Genomic DNA, 16,664 nt, shown 5'->3' with positions numbered 1-16,664 from the left:
GCGCCTCGGCGTGGTGTCGCAGGTCGGCGGTACCGTCGTGGACATGAGCTCGACCGCCCGCGCCCAGCGCCCCGTCCACCGCTGCACCGAGTGTGGCTGGAGCACGGCGAAGTGGGTGGGCCGGTGCGGCGAGTGCCAGGCGTGGGGCACAGTCGTCGAGGCCGGCGCCGCCCCGGCCGGTCCGCGCACGGCCGTCTCCGCGCCGCTGCGGAGCCCGGCGCAGCCGATCGCGGAGGTCGACGCCGAGGAGGCCCGGTTCCGGCCGACCGGCGTCGGGGAGTTCGACCGCGTGCTCGGCGGTGGGATCGTGCCCGGGGCCGTGGTGCTGCTCGCGGGCGAGCCCGGCGTGGGCAAGTCGACCCTGCTGCTGGACGTGGCGGCCCGTGCGGCGGAAGGCGGCTCGAAGGTCCTCTACGTCACCGGCGAGGAGTCGGCGAGCCAGGTCCGCCTGCGCGCGGAGCGCATCGGCGCGATCCGGCCCGGTCTGCTGCTGGCCGCCGAGACCGACCTCGGCACCGTGCTCGGGCACATCGAGGCGAACGACCCGGACCTGCTCGTCATCGACTCCGTCCAGACGATCGCGTCCGCGCAGGTGGACGGCTCCGCCGGCGGCGTCTCCCAGGTTCGGGAGGTGGCCGCGGCGTTGATCGCCGTGGCCAAACGCACCGCAACGCCGGTGGTGCTGGTGGGCCATGTGACCAAGGACGGCTCGATCGCCGGGCCGCGGGTCCTTGAGCACCTGGTGGACGTGGTCTGCCAGTTCGAGGGTGACAAGCACTCCGAACTGCGCATGGTCCGCGCGGTGAAGAACCGGTACGGGACCACCGACGAGGTCGGCTGTTTCAGCCTGACCGAGACGGGCATCCATTCGCTGGCGGATCCGAGCGGCCTGTTCCTGTCCGGCAAGCGGGACCCGGTGCCGGGCACCTGCGTCACGGTCACGCTGGACGGGCGCCGCCCGATGCCGACGGAGATCCAGGCCCTGACGAACCGCACCGTGATGCCGAACGCCCGCCGCACGACGGCCGGTGTGGACTCCTCGCGGGTGCTGATGACGCTGGCCGTGCTCGGCTCCCGGGCGGGCATCGACACCGCTGGCATGGACATCTACGTGTCCACGGTCGGTGGTGCGCGGGCGCTCGAACCCGCCACGGACCTGGCCATCGCACTCGCGGTGGTCAGCGCCCGGCAGGACTTCGAACTCGTTGACGGCCTGGTGGCGATCGGGGAGGTGGGCCTCGCCGGGGACCTGCGCCCCGCCGTCGGCACCCGGCGGCGCCTGTCCGAGGTGGCCCGGCTGGGGTTCTCGCGGGCCATCATCCCCGCTGCGACGGACCTCGAGGGCGCCATGCCGGACGGCATCGACGTGGTCCGGGCCGAGGACCTGCACCAGGCGATCACGGCGGCCCAGTTCGGCGTCCGGCGGCGCCCGATCCGACTCGCGTAGAGTTGGGCCGAGCTGCGTCGGCAGCGAAATTCTCGAACCTCGTTGGGGGACCCCAGTGGCTGACGTGGCGTTGCCCGAACTCTTCCGGGAGACCCTGCGCGCCGTCGCGCCGGGGACCGAGTTGCGGGACGGCCTGGAGCGGATCCTGCGGGGGCGCACCGGCGCCCTGATCGTGCTCGGGTACAACACGGTGGTCGAGGAGATCTGCTCCGGCGGGTTCGAGCTCGACGTGGACTTCTCCTCCACCCGGCTGCGGGAGCTGGCCAAGATGGACGGCGCCATCGTCGTGGACCACAGCCGCAACCGGATCGTGCGGGCGGCGGTGCAGCTGCTGCCGGACTCCACGATCGAGACCACGGAGTCCGGTACCCGGCACCGCACCGCGGAGCGAGCGGCGAAGCAGACCGGTTACCCGGTGATCTCGGTGAGCCAGTCGATGCGGATCGTCGCGCTCTACGTCGGGGCGCACCGGTACGTGCTCGAGGACTCGGACGTGATCCTGTCCCGCGCGAACCAGGCACTGGCCACCCTCGAGCGGTACAAGTCCCGCCTGGACGAGGTGTCCGGCACCCTCTCCGCCCTCGAGATCGAGGACCTCGTCACCGTTCGGGACGTCGCGGCCGTGGTGCAGCGGCTGGAGATGGTGCGCCGGATCTCGGCCGAGATCTCCGACTACGTGGTGGAGCTCGGCACGAACGGACGCCTGCTGGCGCTCCAGTTCGACGAGCTCATCGGTGGCATCGGGCCGGACCTGGAGCTGGTGGTCCGCGACTACCTGGACGTGCGCAGCGCCCGCACCCTCGACGACGTGCTCGGCTCACTCGCGGAACTGGACTCGACCCAGTTGATCGACCTCACCCAGATCTCCCGGGTGCTCGGCGTGGGCGGCCGCCAGGGCGAGTCGCTGGACTCGGCGATCGCGCCCCGGGGCTTCCGGATGCTGACCAAGGTGCCGAGGCTGCCGATGTCCGTGGTGACGTCCCTGGTGGAGCACTTCGGATCCCTGCAGCGGATGCTCTCGGCCACGATCGACGACCTCGAGGTGGTCGACGGCGTCGGTACCCAGCGCGCCAGGGCCGTGCGCGAGGGACTGTCCCGGCAGGCGGAGTCCTCATTGCTCGAGCGCTTCGTCTGAGCACTGTCGCTCCCCGGACGTGTTCTGGGGCGATTCCGAGGCACCCAGTGCGTCGGAATCGCCCCGTTGACGGTCGGACCAGCGCGTCAGCGACCCTCGACGGCGCACGCCCAGCCCGCCGTGCGCGCTCGGTCGAGTGCAGTTCGGCTCACGAGACGGTGAAGGCCTGCTCGGTCGTGACCGGACCACCGTCGGTGGTCAGCCCCAGCACGAGCCGGTAGGTACCGGCGCCGGCGACGGGCTGCCCGCCCGGGCAGCCGGCCGCACTGCGGGTGCCGGGCCAGGTGAACGAGGCCGACTGGGCGGCGCCGGTGTCCAGCAGCACCGGCAGCTCGGCCGCGGCGACCGGGCAGTCCTGGGTGGACCAGACCCGGTCCTCGCCGGAGTAGACCTCCAGCGTCAGTGCACCGGCGCCGACGTCCAGCAGGCAGGCGACCTGGCCGGCATTGACGATCTCGACGGCAACCCCGAGTCCGGAACCGGCCGCCGTGCTCGCGGCCGCGGGGGTCAGGGTCAGCCCGACTGCCGCCGGGACACAGCTGACCGGGTTGGACAGGGCGTCCTCGTCGGGGGCGCCGGTGGCCGCGTCGGTGGCGCCGTCCGTCGGGGTGGGCTCGGCGCCCCCGGCGGAGGTCTCGACCGTGGTCGGTGGGTCCCCGGCGGAGAGCGCAGGCAGCAGGAACCTGGTCACCCCGAATGTGATGGCGGCGATCACGGCCGCGGCGATCAGCAGGACGACCAGCCGACGGCGCAGATAGGTGCCACGCGTCGGGCCGTTGGGGCCACCGCGACCGGAGCCGCCGGCCGCTGAGCGTCCCTTCGCCCCGGCCCCGCCGGCGCCCGGGGCTGCGGCGCTCTTCGAGGAGCCGGTGGCGCGCGTCGCGGAGCCCGCGGTGCTCCGCGTCGTCGTGCCGCGCGCCGTCGTCCCGGCAGCGGAGCGGGCGGTGGCGGTCGCCGTGGTTCGCCGCGAGGCGGTGCCGGCGGTCGCCGACGCGGAACGCGATGCCGAGCGTCGGCCCGCGCCCCTGCCGCCGGCGGCCGGGGCGGACCGCTGCCTCGAGCTCTTCCCGCGCGTCTGGCTGGTCACGACCCGACGTTAACGCCGGGAAAGGCGAACTCCGGCGAGGCTCTCCGAGGTGTGACGCGCTTCTCGCCTCAGTCCGCCGTGCGCTCGGCCGCGAGCCGCTCCTCCTCGGCGCGGACCTTGGCGTGGATGGCCCGCTCGGTCACGAGCCACGCAGGCGGGTCGTCGCGCAGTGCCTGGATCTGTTCGGTCGTGAGTGCCTCGGTCACCCCGCCGCGGGCGAGGCCACCGATCGAGATCGCAAGGCGGCCGGCCACCACAGGGCGCGGGTGCGGTCCGTTGCGACGCAATTCCACAAGCCATTCCGGGGGGTTGCGCTCCAGCTCCTCCAACTCGGCGCGGGTCGGGGTGGCGACCTGGAACTCCTCCGGCGCCGCCGGTAGGTAGATGCCGAGCCGCTTCGCCGCGGTGGTCGACTTCATGGTCTGGGAGGAATCCTTCGGGCTCATGGGCACCAGCGTAGGTCCTCACCGTTAGGGTGAGCGGATGCTGGCCGACGCCGATGAAACCGCGCAGGCCCCCGGCTTCCGCCTCGGCTACGTGCCGGGCGTCACCCCCGCCAAGTGGGTCCGGATCTGGCAGGAGCGGCACCGGATCCCGTTGATGCTCGTCCCGCTCGAGCCGGCGACCGCCGCCGCCGACCTGGTGGCCGGACTCGCGGACGCCGCCCTGGCCGGCCCACCCCTGGATGCCGCCATCTTCAGCGCCATCACCGTCTACGTGGAGGAACCGGTGGTCATGGTCTCCCGCGACCACCTGTTCGCGGCGCTCGGCGAGGACGAACCGGTGACCGCGGCGGACCTGGCCGACCAGACGATGCTGCACCCGCTCGACGACGTGTTGTACACCGGGGCCGCGGATCTGCCCGGGCTCGGCGCCCGCGAGCGGCCCGCGACGACCGCGGCCGCCGTGGAACTGGTGGCCGCGGGCATCGGGGTGCTCGTGGTGCCGAAGTCGCTGGCCCGGCTGCACCATCGCAAGGACGTCACCCACCGAAGCCTCGACGGCGGCCCCGAGGCGCCGGTTCAGCTCGCCTGGGTCAGCGAGCGCACCACGGATCAGGTCGAGGACCTGGTCGGCATCGTGCGCGGCCGCACCGTGAACTCCTCCCGTGGTCGCCAGGCAGAGCCCGACGGCGGTGCCTCCTCCGCGTCCGCCGCGCCTCGCGGCGAGGGTCAGGGCGGAAGGACCCGCCAGGGCGGGAACGACGGGAAGGGCGGGCGCGGGCGCGACGGTTCGCGCGCCGGTGGCCGGGGCGGGAAGGGTGGCCGAGCACGCGGGTCCACCGGCGGGCGGCGCGGCGGTTCCGGGCGACGGCGCGGCTGAGGCCGCGCTCGCACGCCCGGCGAGGTCGACCCACCTAGGCTTGGCGCCATGACCACACCCGTGGAGCGCCTCGACGTCGCTGCTCATGGCGCCGCAGGAGCGGGCCGCGTCGGCTCCGGGTCGGCACCCGATCTGCACCTGGCCCTGCTCGACTGGTTCGCCGCCAACGCTCGCGACCTGCCCTGGCGTGACCCGGCCGCCGGGGCCTGGGGCGTGCTGGTCAGCGAGATCATGCTGCAGCAGACACCGGTGGCCCGGGTGGAGCCGAGGTGGCGGGACTGGATGGCTCGGTGGCCGACCCCGACCGACCTGGCCGCCGCCAGCCCGGCGGACGTGCTGCGGGCCTGGGACCGGCTCGGGTACCCGCGCCGGGCGCTGCGGTTGCGGGAGGCCGCGGGAGTCATCAGCCGCGACCACGACGGCCGGGTGCCCACCGCGACGGCGGACCTGCTCGCCCTGCCCGGCGTCGGCAGCTACACGGCGGCGGCGGTGACGGCCTTCGCGTACCGGCGCCGCGCCGTCGTCCTTGACACGAACGTGCGCCGTGTCCTGACCCGCCTGGTCGGTGGGCAGGCGCTGCCGCCGCCGTCGGTGCTGGCCGTCGAGTCCGAACGAGCGCTGGACCTGCTGCCCGACGGCGACGAGGACTCCGCCCGCTGGAACGCCGCGCTGATGGAGCTCGGCGCGCTGGTATGTACGGCCCGGGCCCCGACCTGCTCGGCCTGCCCGGTGCGGACCGGGTGCGCCTGGCGTCGCGCCGGGGCACCCGCGGACTCACACGCCGCCAAGCGCCGGACGCAGGCCTGGCATGGCACGGACCGTCAGGCCAGGGGCCGGTTCCTGGCAGCGCTGCGGGCCGCGCCCGGTCCGCTCACGACTGCCGAGCTGGCCGCGGTCTGGGAGCCGGGCCCGCAGTTCGAGCGCGCCCTGGCCGGCCTGCTCGCCGACGGTCTGGTCGCCGCCGAGACCGCGCCCGACGGCGGTGTGCGCGGCTACACGCTCCCGCTCGCCTGAGGAGACCTCACCCGGTTCGCCGGAGGACTCTTCACCCAGGCACGGCGGCGCGCTGCGGCGCGCCCCGGCCGGCCGCGCAGTCCCGCACGGTCCACCTCTGTTCGGCCGGACCGTCGCCCGGTCGCGTGCGGTGTGGCCGGTACGCTCGGTTGCCGTGACCACGCCACCCCCGCAGCCCCCGGAGTCGGGTACCCCGGCCGACGACGCCCCGGCCGACGTGGTGATCGCGCGCGGCGTGCAGGCCCACACCCGGACGCTGCTCGCGATGTGCGCCGTGGCGGTGGTCCTCGGCTTCATCGGCGCGGGAGCGCTCAGCATGGCCGGGCCGCAGGGCCGGGACCTGCCGATGGTCGCCGGGTTCACACTGCTGGCGGTCGGCCAGCTGCTCGCGATCACCGGCGCCGTCCTGGCCGGGATCGGCCTTGCCGCGATCCTGCGCGGTGTCGGCGAGCCCGGCAGCACCGACTCGGCCGATGCGGGCCGCCGCCGGCTGCCCGCGCGCACCGTCGAGCGCACCGCCCGGTCGTTCGCGCTGCTGCTGCGCGTCGTCGTGGTGGCGGCGATCGGCGGGGTCGCCGTCTGGGCGATCGCCGCCCCGGCCGGCCTGCTCGGCGCCGTCGTGGGCGCGGTGCTCACGATCCAGGTCGCGGTCGTCATCGCGATCGTACGGGTCAAGGTACTGCTCGCGCCGATGCGGCGCGCCTGAGCCGCCCGCTCCCGGGCGACCATCCGGACCGACCGGGCCTGCGCCGTCGGGCCCTCCCGGCGACGTACCGCCGCCCGAGGCGACGCTGCTACTCGACCGGGGCCGCACCGCCAGGGACGTCAAGGACCTTCAGCATGCGGGTGTTGCCGAGCGTGTTGGGCTTCACCCGGGCGAGGTCGAGGAACTCGGCGATGCCGTCGTCGCGGGAGAGCAGCAGTTCGTGGAAGACGCTCGCCTCGACCACCTCACCGACGATCGGGGCGAACCCGTGCCGGGTGAAGAAGCCCACCTCGAACGTCAGGCAGAAGACCCGCTTCAGGCCGAGGTCGGCGGCCCGCGCCAGGAGCGCTTCGAGCATCAGATGACCGATGCCGGTGCCGCGGGTGTCCGCGCGCACCGCCAGCGTGCGCACCTCCGCAAGGTCCTCCCACATCACATGCAGGGCGCCGCAGCCGACCACCTCCCCGCGGAGCTCCGCGACCAGGAACTCCTGGACCCCCTCGTAGTAGCCGACCAGGTCCTTGGCGAGCAGGATGCGGCGCTCGGCGTACGGTTCGACGAGGGTACGGATCGTCGGCACGTCCCGGGGCAGCGCAGGACGGATCAGCGGGACCACAGCCGAATCGTCGATGCCGCTGGGGCCGCCGGAGCTGTCTGGTTTCACGGCACCAGCCTGCCACCCTCGGCGGTGCCCGGTGCACCGCGGAGCAGACCGAGCACGTGCCGTGCGGTCGTCTCGTCGGTCACCAGATCGGTGACCACGCGGGCCCGCAGGGCGCCGAGCAGCGCGTGTGCCTTCGCCTCGCCGACGACCACGCACACCCGGCGTTTGATCGTGCGCAGCTCGAGCGGGCTCGGGCCGGTGGCGCGTGCGTTGATGTCGATGTCGCGGAAGCTGCCGTCCTCGCGCAGGAACACGGTGCACACGTCGCCGACCACGCGGTCTGCGGCGAGCGAGGCGATCTCCGCGTCGTCGAGGTAGCCGGAGGAGTACACGTGGGACGGCACCTCGGCCGACAGCGCCCCGACGCCGAAGAGCGCAACGTCCACCCGCTGCTGCATCTGGAGCACCCGCCGTACGCTCCGCTCGCGCCACATCATCCGCTTGGTCTCCGGGAAGTCGAAGAACGCCGGCACCGGGAAGTGGTACATCGTGGAGTCGAACGCCGCGGCGATCGCCGCGATCAGGTCGCTGGCGTAGGTGACGCCGCTGGCATAGGTGTTCGCGGCGCCGTTGAGCTGGACCACCACGCTTCCCGGGCTCGGCGACGACTTCAGATGACGCGAGATCGCCGCGACCGTGGTGCCCCAGGCCACCCCGAGCACCATGTCCGGCCCGAACCACTCGGCGATGAGGCCGGCGGCGACCATCGCCACCTGCTCGAGCCGGTGCACCTCCGAGGCGCTCTCCCGGACCGAGACCACGTGCGCCTTGATCCCGAACGTCGCGGACAGCCGGTGCCCCAGCTGGGACCCCGTGCTGCTCGGCGGACGCAGCGAGATCCGCACCATGCCGTCCTCGCGGGCGGACTTGATGAGCCGGGACACGGTGGACCGGGAGATCCCGAGCGTGCGGGCGATCACATCCATGGTCTGGTCCTGCAGGTAGTACATCGTGGCCGCCCGGAAGGCGTCGTCCTCACGCATCGCTCACCTCACCCTCACGTATCGGTCACCTCGCCCGAGCGGCGCTGCACATTCGTGCACGATGATTGCGCACTCGTGCGGACAGGGCAAGCATGTCCTCAGGGCCTGTCGGGCGAGGAGTCCAGGTTGGAATCGGGCCCCGACAGCAGCCTCGAAGAGGAGAGATATCCGTGGCCACGATCGCGTTGACCGCCCAGACCCGAACCGATGCGCTTGCCGCGATGTCCGACGGCACCCCGCTCGACGTCCTCGTGATCGGGGGTGGTGTGACGGGCGCGGGAATCGCGCTCGACGCCGCGACGCGTGGCCTGCGAGTGGGCATCGTGGAGGCCCAGGACTGGGCGTCCGGCACCTCCAGCCGGTCCAGCAAGCTCGTGCACGGCGGACTGCGCTACCTGCAGATGCTCGACTTCACCCTGGTCCACGAGGCGCTCACCGAGCGGGACCTCCTGCTCACCGAGATCGCGCCGCACCTGGTGCGTCCGGTGCCGTTCCTCTACCCGCTCGAGCATCGGTTCTGGCAGCGCTTCTACGTCGGCTCCGGCGTCGGGCTCTACGACGCCCTCGCCTCGCTGACCTCGCGCCGTCGGGCACTACCGTTCCACAAGCACCTGTCCCGCTCCGAGCTCGAGCGGGTCTTCCCGGACCTGCGGCACGACGCCGCCATCGGGGCCATCCAGTACTGGGACGCGAGTGTCGACGACGCCCGGCTCGTGGTCACCCTGGTCCGCACGGCCGCCGAGTACGGTGCCCTGGCCGCGTCCCGCACCCAGGTGGTCGAGCTGACCAAGACCTCCGGCCGCGTGGACGGCGCGGTCCTGGTGGACGCGGAGACCGGGGAACGGCTCACGGTCAAGGCCGACCAGGTCATCAACGCCACCGGCGTGTGGACCGAGGAGACCGAGGGCCTCGCCGCCGAGGAGGGCGGACTGCACGTGCTGGCGTCGAAGGGGATCCACATCGTGGTTCCTCGCGAGCGGATCCGCGGCGAGAAGGGCCTGATCCTGCAGACCGAGAAGAGTGTCCTGTTCGTGATCCCGTGGTCCCGGTACTGGGTGATCGGCACCACCGACACGCCCTGGAAGCAGGAGTTGCGGCACCCGGTGGCCACGAACGCGGACATCGAGTACGTCCTCGAGCACGCCAATGCCGTCCTCGCGAACCCACTCACCAAGGACGACATCATCGGCACCTGGGCCGGGCTGCGCCCGCTGCTGCAGCCGGGCACGAAGGAGGGCACGTCCTCGGCGAAGGTCTCCCGTGAGCACACCGTGGCCTCCGTCGCCCCCGGCCTCACCGCGATCGCCGGTGGCAAGCTCACCACCTACCGGGTGATGGCCAAGGACGCGGTCGACTTCGCGCTCGGCGACCGGGCCGAGTCGCTGCCCTCGATCACCGACCACATCCCGCTCGCCGGCGCCGTCGGACTGCAGGCCGTGCGCCGCAAGTCCCGCGCCTACGCCGAGAAGTACGGCTGGACGAAGGCGATGGTCGATCACCTGCTGCACCGTTACGGATCCCAGCTGACCCAGATCGTGGACGCGGTCGAGGCACAACCCGACCTGGCCCGGCCGCTGGAGCACGCCCCGGCGTACCTGCGGGCGGAGATCGCGTTCGCCGCGACCCACGAACTCGTGCTCCACCTGGAGGACGTGCTGGCCCACCGGACCCGCCTCGAGTACGAGGTCCCGGACGCAGGCGAGGCCGCGCTCGAGGAGATCCTCGACGTCATCGCCCCCATCCTCGGGTGGGACCAGGCCCGCCGCGAGACCGAACGGCGCTCCTACCTCGACCGCCGGGCGGCCACCGAGGCGGCCGCCCTTACCACCACCGACGAGGAGGGTGAGCAGGCACGACTCCAGGCTGACGACATCGCCCCGATGATTTCGCTCGTCGAGCCTTCCTGACCACAAAGCTGTGAAGCGGCAGTATTTGCGTTGTGGCGCGCGATGGGGCGTTCACAGGTAACACCTCCCGAATCAGAAAGAGAGGCACATCGTGGACTTCAGTGCAATCTTCTTGCCGGAACTGCTCGGAACCGCAATGTTGACGTTGCTCGGCTGTGGTGTGGTGGCAAACGTCTTGCTGCCGAAGACCAAGGGCAACAACGGTGGCTGGCTGCTCATCAACTTCGGCTGGGGCCTCGCGGTGTTCGCGGGCGTGTACGTCGCGTATTCCACGGGCGCGCACATCAACCCGGCCGTCACCCTGGGGCTGCTCGCCAACGGATCGGATTTCTTCGCCGGCAATCCGGACGAAGGCCTCCCCGTGATCGCGGGCACAGTCCCGAATGCCTTCGTCTACATCCTCGCCCAGATGATCGGAGCGTTCCTCGGTGCGATCGTGTGCTGGCTGGCTCACAAGGCGCACTTCGACGAGCAGGGGCCCGCGGGCGACAAGCTCGCGGTGTTCTCGACCGGCCCGGCCATCCGTTCCTACGGCTGGAACTTCGTCACTGAGGTCATCGCGACCTTCGTGCTCGTCTACGTGATCATCGCGTTCGGCAGTACGCCCTCGGGTCTGGGGCCGCTCGCGGTTGCTCTGCTCGTGCTCGGTATCGGCGCCAGCCTCGGTGGCCCGACCGGGTACGCCATCAACCCCGCTCGTGACCTCGGTCCCCGGATCGCGCACGCCGTGTTGCCGATCAAGGGCAAGGGTTCCAGCGACTGGGGCTACTCCTGGGTGCCGGTCGCCGGACCGATCGTCGGTGGCGTCATCGCCGGCCTGTTCGCCACCGTTTCACTCTGATCCACCCGGCCGGGCGCGTACTCCTACCGATACGTGCCCGGCCATCTCAGTCCCCATCGCATGAACGTCCGCACACCGGGCGCACCACAAGGAAGTGAGAGGAAACACCATGGCCGACTACGTACTCGCCATCGATCAGGGCACCACCAGTTCCCGCGCGATCATCTTCAACCACGCCGGGCAGATCGTGGAGTCCGGTCAGCTCGAGCACGAACAGATCTTCCCCAAGGCCGGATGGGTCGAGCACGACGCCCTGGAGATCTGGAAGAACGTCCGTGAGGTCGTCGCGCTCGCCCTGACCCGGGCCAACCTCACCCACCGCGACATCGTGGCGGTCGGCATCACGAACCAGCGCGAGACCGCGGTGGTCTGGGACAAGACCACCGGGGAGCCCGTCTACAACGCCATCGTCTGGCAGGACACGCGCACGCAGAAGATCGTCGAGGAGCTCGGCGGCACCGAGGGCGCCGAGAAGTACAAGGCCAAGGTCGGCCTACCCCTGGCTACCTACTTCTCCGGACCGAAGGTCAAGTGGATCCTCGACAACGTCGAGGGTGCCCGCGCGAAGGCCGAGGCCGGAGACCTGCTGTTCGGCAACACGGACACCTGGGTGCTGTGGAACATGACCGGCGGCAAGGACGGCGGCGTACACGTCACCGACGTCACGAACGCGTCCCGCACGATGCTGATGGACCTGTCCACGCTCAACTGGGACGAGGGCATCGCCGCCGACATGGGCATCCCGACCTCGATGCTGCCCGAGATCCGCTCCTCCTCCGAGGTGTACGGCAAGGGCCGCGAGGGCGGCATGGTCCCGGGCGTCCCGATCGCGGGCATCCTCGGCGACCAGCAGGCCGCCACGTTCGGCCAGGCCTGCTTCGAGGTCGGCATGGCCAAGAACACCTACGGCACCGGCAACTTCATGCTGATCAACACGGGCACGGAACAGATCCCGTCGGAGAACGGCCTGCTCACCACCGTCTGTTACAAGATCGGGGACCAGCCCGCGGTGTACGCGCTCGAGGGTTCGATCGCCGTCACCGGGTCGCTCGTGCAGTGGCTGCGGGACAACCTCGGCATCATCTCCTCCGCCCCGGAGATCGAGGACCTGGCCAACACGGTCGACGACAACGGTGGCGCGTACTTCGTGCCCGCGTTCTCCGGGCTGTTCGCGCCGTACTGGAGGGCGGACGCACGTGGCGCCCTGGTGGGCCTGACCAGGTACGTGAACAAGGGCCACATCGCGCGAGCCGTGCTGGAGGCGACCGCTTTCCAGACCCGCGAGGTCCTCGACGCCATGAACGCGGACTCGGGCGTGGACCTGACCGAGCTGAAGGTCGACGGCGGCATGATCGCCAACGAGACGCTCATGCAGTTCCAGGCGGACATCCTGGGGGTGCCGGTGGTACGGCCACAGGTCGCCGAGACCACGGCGCTCGGCGCGGCCTACGCCGCCGGGATCGCGGTCGGCTTCTGGAACGGCGAGCAGGACGTCATCGACAACTGGGCCGAGGACAAGCGTTGGGAGCCCTCGATGGACGAGGGCGACCGAGAGCGCCTGTACCGGACCTGGAAGAAGGCCGTGACGAAGACGTTCGACTGGGTCGACGACGACACCGAGGCCTGAGCCACGCAGGTACACCGCCGAACGGCCCTCTCCCGCCCGGGACGGGGCCGTTCGGCCTCTGACCACTCCACTGTCCGACCTGACGATGCACCGGCGCCGAGCGGCGCAACCCCGTACAGTTCGAAGAACGCGCGAAGTCCTCGGAATCCGATCAGCGGCAACCGGTTTCCTCGCGATCGCAGTTCACGAAGGGCTCGCCCGGGGATCGGATCCGTCGAACCGCTACCACACCGTGGTGCCCGTGGATATGCCGATTGGAGCACTCTGTCGGCCATCGGAACCTCCAGCGACGGGCTCCACGCTGCCTTCGGATGTGCGACAGTTGCACGCGATTGCGGCCAAGTGACGTGCAACCGGTTTCTGATCGGGTACTCTGCACGCAGACCTCATGATCCGGAGGACACGCGATGCCGATGACCACCACGCCGCCCGGGCGATATCTCAACCCTGTCCTCGACGCGGACTGGCCCGATCCTGACGTGATCCGTGACGGCGACATCTATGTCATGGTCGTCTCCAGCTTCAACCGCGCACCCGGTCTACCGGTGCTGACCTCTCCCGACCTGGTGAACTGGGCGGTCGCCTCCCATGCCCTCGCGGCTGTGCCACCGGTCGACCACTTCACCCTCCCTCGGCACGGTGACGGGGTCTGGGCCCCCGCGATCCGGCGGCACGGCGACGACCTGGTGATCGTCTACCCCGACCCGGACCACGGCATCTTCACCACCCGAGCCACCTCGGCGGCGGGCCCGTGGTCCGAGCCCACGCTGCTGCTGGCCGGCTCGGGCCTCATCGATCCGTGCCCCCTCTGGGACGACGACGGCCGCGCCTACCTGGTGCACGGCTGGGCCGCGAGCCGGGCCGGGGTCAAGAACCAGCTGACGGTCGTGGAGGTGGCGCCCGACCTGAGCCGTCCGATCGGCCGCCCGCGCACGGTCATCGACGGCGACGCGTTGCCGGGCTACACCACCCTCGAGGGCCCGAAGTTCTACAAGCGGGACGGTTGGTACTGGATCTTCGCACCGGCCGGCGGCGTCAGCACCGGCTGGCAGTCCGTGTTCCGCTCCCGCGACGTGTTCGGCCCGTACTCCGGCCGGATCGTGCTCGCCCAGGGTGACACGCCGATCAACGGTGCGCATCAGGGTGCGTGGGTGGACACCGCCGACGGCGCCGACTGGTTCCTGCACTTCCAGGACCGTGGCGCGTACGGCCGCGTGGTGCACCTGCAGCCGATGGCCTGGGACGACGACGGCTGGCCGGTGCTCGGTGAATCGGGCCCCGACGGCGTTGGCCGGCCCGTGCTCGAGCACGAGACCCCGGTGCCGGGAACCGTACAGGCCGGCCACGGGCCGGACGGCAGCGACGACTTCACCGCCGCCGGGCTCGGTCCGCAGTGGCACTGGCAGGCGAACCCGGCACCGCATTGGGCGCACCCGGACGGGTCCGGTTCGCTCGCGTTGGCTGCCGTACCGGCGGACCGAGGCGACCTGCGCCGGCTCGGCAATGTACTCGGTCAGGTCCTGCCGGGACAGCCGCTCACCGCGACCACCAGCCTGAGCCTGCCCGACGGCGTTCCAGGCACCCGCGCCGGGCTCGTGGTCCTCGGTCAGGCGTACTGCTGGCTCGGGCTCGAGCACACCGACGACGGTGTCACCGTGGCGGCCGGCCGGTTGCTCGACGGCGTCACCGAGGAGCGCGTGCATCGCTCGGACCTGCCCGGCCCGGCAACGATCGAGATCCGCCTCACCAGCGACGGCACCGGCACCGCCGACCTGGCCTACCGGCTCCCCGATGGCGCGGACTGGGTCCGGGCCGTCGGAGGATTCGAGGTCCGCCCCGGCCGGTGGATCGGGGCCGAGCTCGGCCTCTTCGCCGTCGCCCCGGTCGGCACCGACGACGGCACCCGCGCCCGGTTCGGCCCGGTCACGCTCAGCATGCACGCCGCGACGTACGCGGCCCAGGTCCGGGCGAACGCGTCGACAACCGGGGTGATCGCGTGAACACCCCACGGGTCGCCACCATCGCCGAGGTCGCTGACGCCGCCGGGGTCTCCCGGGCCACCGTGTCCCGAGTCATGAACGGGCGGTCCACCGTCCGCGCCGACTTGGCCGCGCGCGTGCGCGCCGTCGCCACCGAGCTCAACTACAGCCCGAGCACCGTCGCCCGGAGCCTGTCCCTCGGCCGCACCCAGACCGTGGCGCTGTTGGTGCCGGACCTGTCGAACCCGATGTTCCAGCAGATCCTGCGCGGAGCCAATCAGGCCGCGGCCCGGGACTCCTATCGGGTCCTGGTCGCGGACAGTATCGAGGACCCGAGCCGCGAGCTCGAACTGGCCCTCGAGGCCCGGCGACGCTGCGACGCCCTCATCCTGTGCTCGCCCCGGATGCCGGACGCGGACCTCGCGCAGGTCCTCGCCACCGCCGGACCCGTGGTCGTGGTGAACCGGGACCCGGAGGACGCATCCGTACCCGTGCTCTCGGTCGACTACGCCGACGGTATCCGCACCCTCACCCAGCGCCTGATCAAGCTCGGGCACACCGCCTTCATCTACCTGGCCGGACCGGAGAGCAGCACCTCGAACACCGTCCGGCTGCGTGCACTGCGCGCCCTGGAGGGCGAGAACCCGCACATCAGCATCCGGTACGAGCCATGCGGCGCGATGATCGAGGACGGCTACGCCGCCCTCGACGCGGTACTAGGCTCCCGGGCGACGGCGGTCCTCGCCTACAACGACCTGGTCGCCTTCGGGCTGCTCGGCAAGCTGAACGAGTCCGGGGTGGGCGTGCCCGGGGACATCTCCGTGGTCGGCTTCGACGACATCGCGTTCGCCCGGTACGCGACGCCGGCGCTGACCACGATGGCCGTGCCGCAGGCCGAGCTGGGCCGCCAGGCATGGGAACAGCTGCACCAGCTGATCCTCGGCGGCGGCGAGCGCCCTTCCCTGTACTTCCGGCCACGACTGGTGGAACGGGCCAGCTCCGGTCCGGTCCCCCGCGAACGCAGCGGCCCGGCCGCCGAGGTCACCGGCGCGGAGGCACCCGCGACCCTGGCGGCGCCCGGGGTGCTGCTCTGGAGCCGGGACGACGAGGTGGGTGTCCTCGGCGTGGACGGCCTCGAGCTGGCCAGGTACGAGCGCCACGCGGCGATGCCCGATGTGCACGCCCCGCGCCCGTACCTCCACCCGATCTACACCCTCGCGGGCACCATGCTCACCGAGCAGAGCCCGGTCGACCACCGGCACCAGTACGGGCTGTCCCTGGCGGTCCCGGCCGTCAACGGCACGTCGTTCTGGGGTGGTCGCACGTTCGTGCGCGGCGCCGGACCGACGCTGCTCGAGAACCACGGCACCCAGGTCCCGCACGACCTGACCCTGACCGGCGCGACCCTGTCCGAGCATCTCGTGTGGCATTCCCACGAGGGCGAGGTGCTCGTCGAGGAGGACCGGACCCTGACCGCCGCGGCCCGCCCCGGGGCGGATGGCTGGCAGCTGTCGTGGCGCAGTGACCTACGGGCCGTGCGGGCCCTGACCATCGAGAGCCCGGCCACGTCCGGCCGCCCGGGAGCCGGCTACGGCGGGATCTTCTGGCGATTCCCGCTCGGCGGCCCGGCCGGCCTGCTGGTGGCCGACGGTGAGGGCGAGGACGCCGCACACGGCTCGACGTCCCCCTGGCTGGCCGTCTCCCGGGCCGGCGAGGAGGGTGCGTGGACGGCCCTGCTGATCCAGGGGCCAGCCGTGCGTCCGTGGTTCGCCCGCGCCGGGGACTACCTGGGGGTGGGTCCCGCGCTGGTCTGGGACACCCCGCTCACCGTCACCGAGGGTGCCGACCTGCCGCTGGAGCTGCATGCGCTCCTGGTGGACCGCGCCCTGGACCGCGACGAGATCGAGGCCCTGCTGCCAGGCCTGCCGGGCGTCCACTGATCGGCCGGGCA

14 protein-coding genes are annotated in these 16,664 nt (G+C 71.8%); 10 read left to right on the top strand and 4 right to left on the bottom strand.

The window, feature by feature from the left end; translation table 11 throughout:
* Positions 1-43: 43 nt before the first annotated feature.
* Positions 44-1,447: a DNA repair protein RadA gene (gene radA, locus HALOF300_RS12790; RefSeq protein WP_156741316.1), complete on the top strand. Its 1,404-nt coding sequence runs from the start codon at positions 44-46 to the stop codon at positions 1,445-1,447.
* A gap of 55 nt (positions 1,448-1,502) precedes the next feature.
* On the top strand, positions 1,503-2,582 hold the full coding sequence (gene disA / locus HALOF300_RS12785; protein ID WP_154792831.1) for a DNA integrity scanning diadenylate cyclase DisA: 1,080 nt from the start codon (positions 1,503-1,505) through the stop codon (positions 2,580-2,582).
* Between the two features lie 148 nt (positions 2,583-2,730).
* Here disA and HALOF300_RS12780 read toward each other — a convergent pair whose 3' ends face one another.
* Positions 2,731-3,669: a hypothetical protein gene (locus HALOF300_RS12780; protein ID WP_156741315.1), complete on the bottom strand. Its 939-nt coding sequence runs from the start codon at positions 3,667-3,669 to the stop codon at positions 2,731-2,733.
* Positions 3,670-3,737: 68 nt separating this feature from the next.
* A complete protein-coding gene (locus HALOF300_RS12775) occupies positions 3,738-4,115 on the bottom strand; it encodes a DUF5997 family protein (protein ID WP_156741314.1) in 378 nt (125 codons plus the stop codon).
* A 37-nt stretch (positions 4,116-4,152) separates the two neighbouring features.
* On the opposite strand from HALOF300_RS12775, the gene HALOF300_RS12770 reads away from it, so the two are divergent.
* The 3 genes from HALOF300_RS12770 (at position 4,153) to HALOF300_RS12760 (ending at position 6,712) form a co-directional block, all read left to right on the top strand.
* Entirely contained in the window at positions 4,153-4,992 is an 840-nt protein-coding gene (locus HALOF300_RS12770) for a LysR family transcriptional regulator substrate-binding protein (RefSeq protein ID WP_156741313.1), read from the top strand.
* A gap of 48 nt (positions 4,993-5,040) precedes the next feature.
* Positions 5,041-6,006 carry an HhH-GPD family protein gene (locus HALOF300_RS12765; protein ID WP_156741312.1) on the top strand — a complete coding sequence of 322 codons (966 nt, stop codon included), beginning with the start codon at positions 5,041-5,043 and terminating at the stop codon, positions 6,004-6,006.
* Between the two features lie 154 nt (positions 6,007-6,160).
* A complete protein-coding gene (locus HALOF300_RS12760; RefSeq protein WP_156741311.1) occupies positions 6,161-6,712 on the top strand; it encodes a hypothetical protein in 552 nt (183 codons plus the stop codon).
* An 88-nt stretch (positions 6,713-6,800) separates the two neighbouring features.
* Here HALOF300_RS12760 and HALOF300_RS12755 read toward each other — a convergent pair whose 3' ends face one another.
* Both HALOF300_RS12755 and HALOF300_RS12750 read right to left on the bottom strand, forming a co-directional pair.
* Positions 6,801-7,376, bottom strand: a complete 576-nt coding sequence (locus HALOF300_RS12755; protein ID WP_231955304.1) for an amino-acid N-acetyltransferase — start codon at positions 7,374-7,376, stop codon at positions 6,801-6,803.
* Positions 7,373-8,359 carry a sugar-binding transcriptional regulator gene (locus HALOF300_RS12750; protein WP_156741310.1) on the bottom strand — a complete coding sequence of 329 codons (987 nt, stop codon included), beginning with the start codon at positions 8,357-8,359 and terminating at the stop codon, positions 7,373-7,375. The genes HALOF300_RS12755 and HALOF300_RS12750 overlap by 4 nt, the downstream gene beginning before the upstream one ends.
* A 170-nt stretch (positions 8,360-8,529) precedes the next feature.
* On the opposite strand from HALOF300_RS12750, the gene HALOF300_RS12745 reads away from it, so the two are divergent.
* From HALOF300_RS12745 to HALOF300_RS12725, 5 genes are all read left to right on the top strand, one after another.
* The gene (locus HALOF300_RS12745; RefSeq protein WP_231955303.1) at positions 8,530-10,266 is read left to right on the top strand and encodes a glycerol-3-phosphate dehydrogenase/oxidase; all 1,737 of its coding nucleotides are present in this window, start codon (positions 8,530-8,532) and stop codon (positions 10,264-10,266) included.
* A 91-nt stretch (positions 10,267-10,357) separates the two neighbouring features.
* Entirely contained in the window at positions 10,358-11,107 is a 750-nt protein-coding gene (locus tag HALOF300_RS12740; RefSeq protein ID WP_156741308.1) for an MIP/aquaporin family protein, read from the top strand.
* 109 nt (positions 11,108-11,216) lie between these two features.
* Complete coding sequence (gene glpK, locus HALOF300_RS12735) at positions 11,217-12,734, top strand: glycerol kinase GlpK (protein ID WP_156741307.1); 1,518 nt, start codon at positions 11,217-11,219, stop codon at positions 12,732-12,734.
* Positions 12,735-13,147: 413 nt separating this feature from the next.
* The gene (locus tag HALOF300_RS12730; RefSeq protein ID WP_156741306.1) at positions 13,148-14,734 is read left to right on the top strand and encodes a glycoside hydrolase family 43 protein; all 1,587 of its coding nucleotides are present in this window, start codon (positions 13,148-13,150) and stop codon (positions 14,732-14,734) included.
* A complete protein-coding gene (locus HALOF300_RS12725) occupies positions 14,731-16,653 on the top strand; it encodes a DUF6807 family protein (RefSeq protein ID WP_231955302.1) in 1,923 nt (640 codons plus the stop codon). The genes HALOF300_RS12730 and HALOF300_RS12725 overlap by 4 nt, the downstream gene beginning before the upstream one ends.
* Positions 16,654-16,664: the final 11 nt, after the last annotated feature.

It is taken from the genome of Occultella aeris (assembly GCF_902703175.1).
In the GTDB taxonomy this organism is placed as follows: domain Bacteria; phylum Actinomycetota; class Actinomycetes; order Actinomycetales; family Beutenbergiaceae; genus Occultella; species Occultella aeris.
Note: the sequence above shows the minus strand (reverse complement) of the source record. Positions and strands in the feature narration are given on the sequence as shown.

Coding starts and splice junctions, on each gene's coding strand:
- radA (WP_156741316.1), top strand. CDS start 44: ATGAGCTCGACCGCCCGCGCCCAGCGCCCCGTCCACCGCTGCACCGAG.
- HALOF300_RS12775 (WP_156741314.1), bottom strand. CDS start 4,115: ATGAGCCCGAAGGATTCCTCCCAGACCATGAAGTCGACCACCGCGGCG.
- HALOF300_RS12770 (WP_156741313.1), top strand. CDS start 4,153: ATGCTGGCCGACGCCGATGAAACCGCGCAGGCCCCCGGCTTCCGCCTC.
- HALOF300_RS12765 (WP_156741312.1), top strand. CDS start 5,041: ATGACCACACCCGTGGAGCGCCTCGACGTCGCTGCTCATGGCGCCGCA.
- HALOF300_RS12750 (WP_156741310.1), bottom strand. CDS start 8,359: ATGCGTGAGGACGACGCCTTCCGGGCGGCCACGATGTACTACCTGCAG.
- glpK (WP_156741307.1), top strand. CDS start 11,217: ATGGCCGACTACGTACTCGCCATCGATCAGGGCACCACCAGTTCCCGC.
- HALOF300_RS12730 (WP_156741306.1), top strand. CDS start 13,148: ATGACCACCACGCCGCCCGGGCGATATCTCAACCCTGTCCTCGACGCG.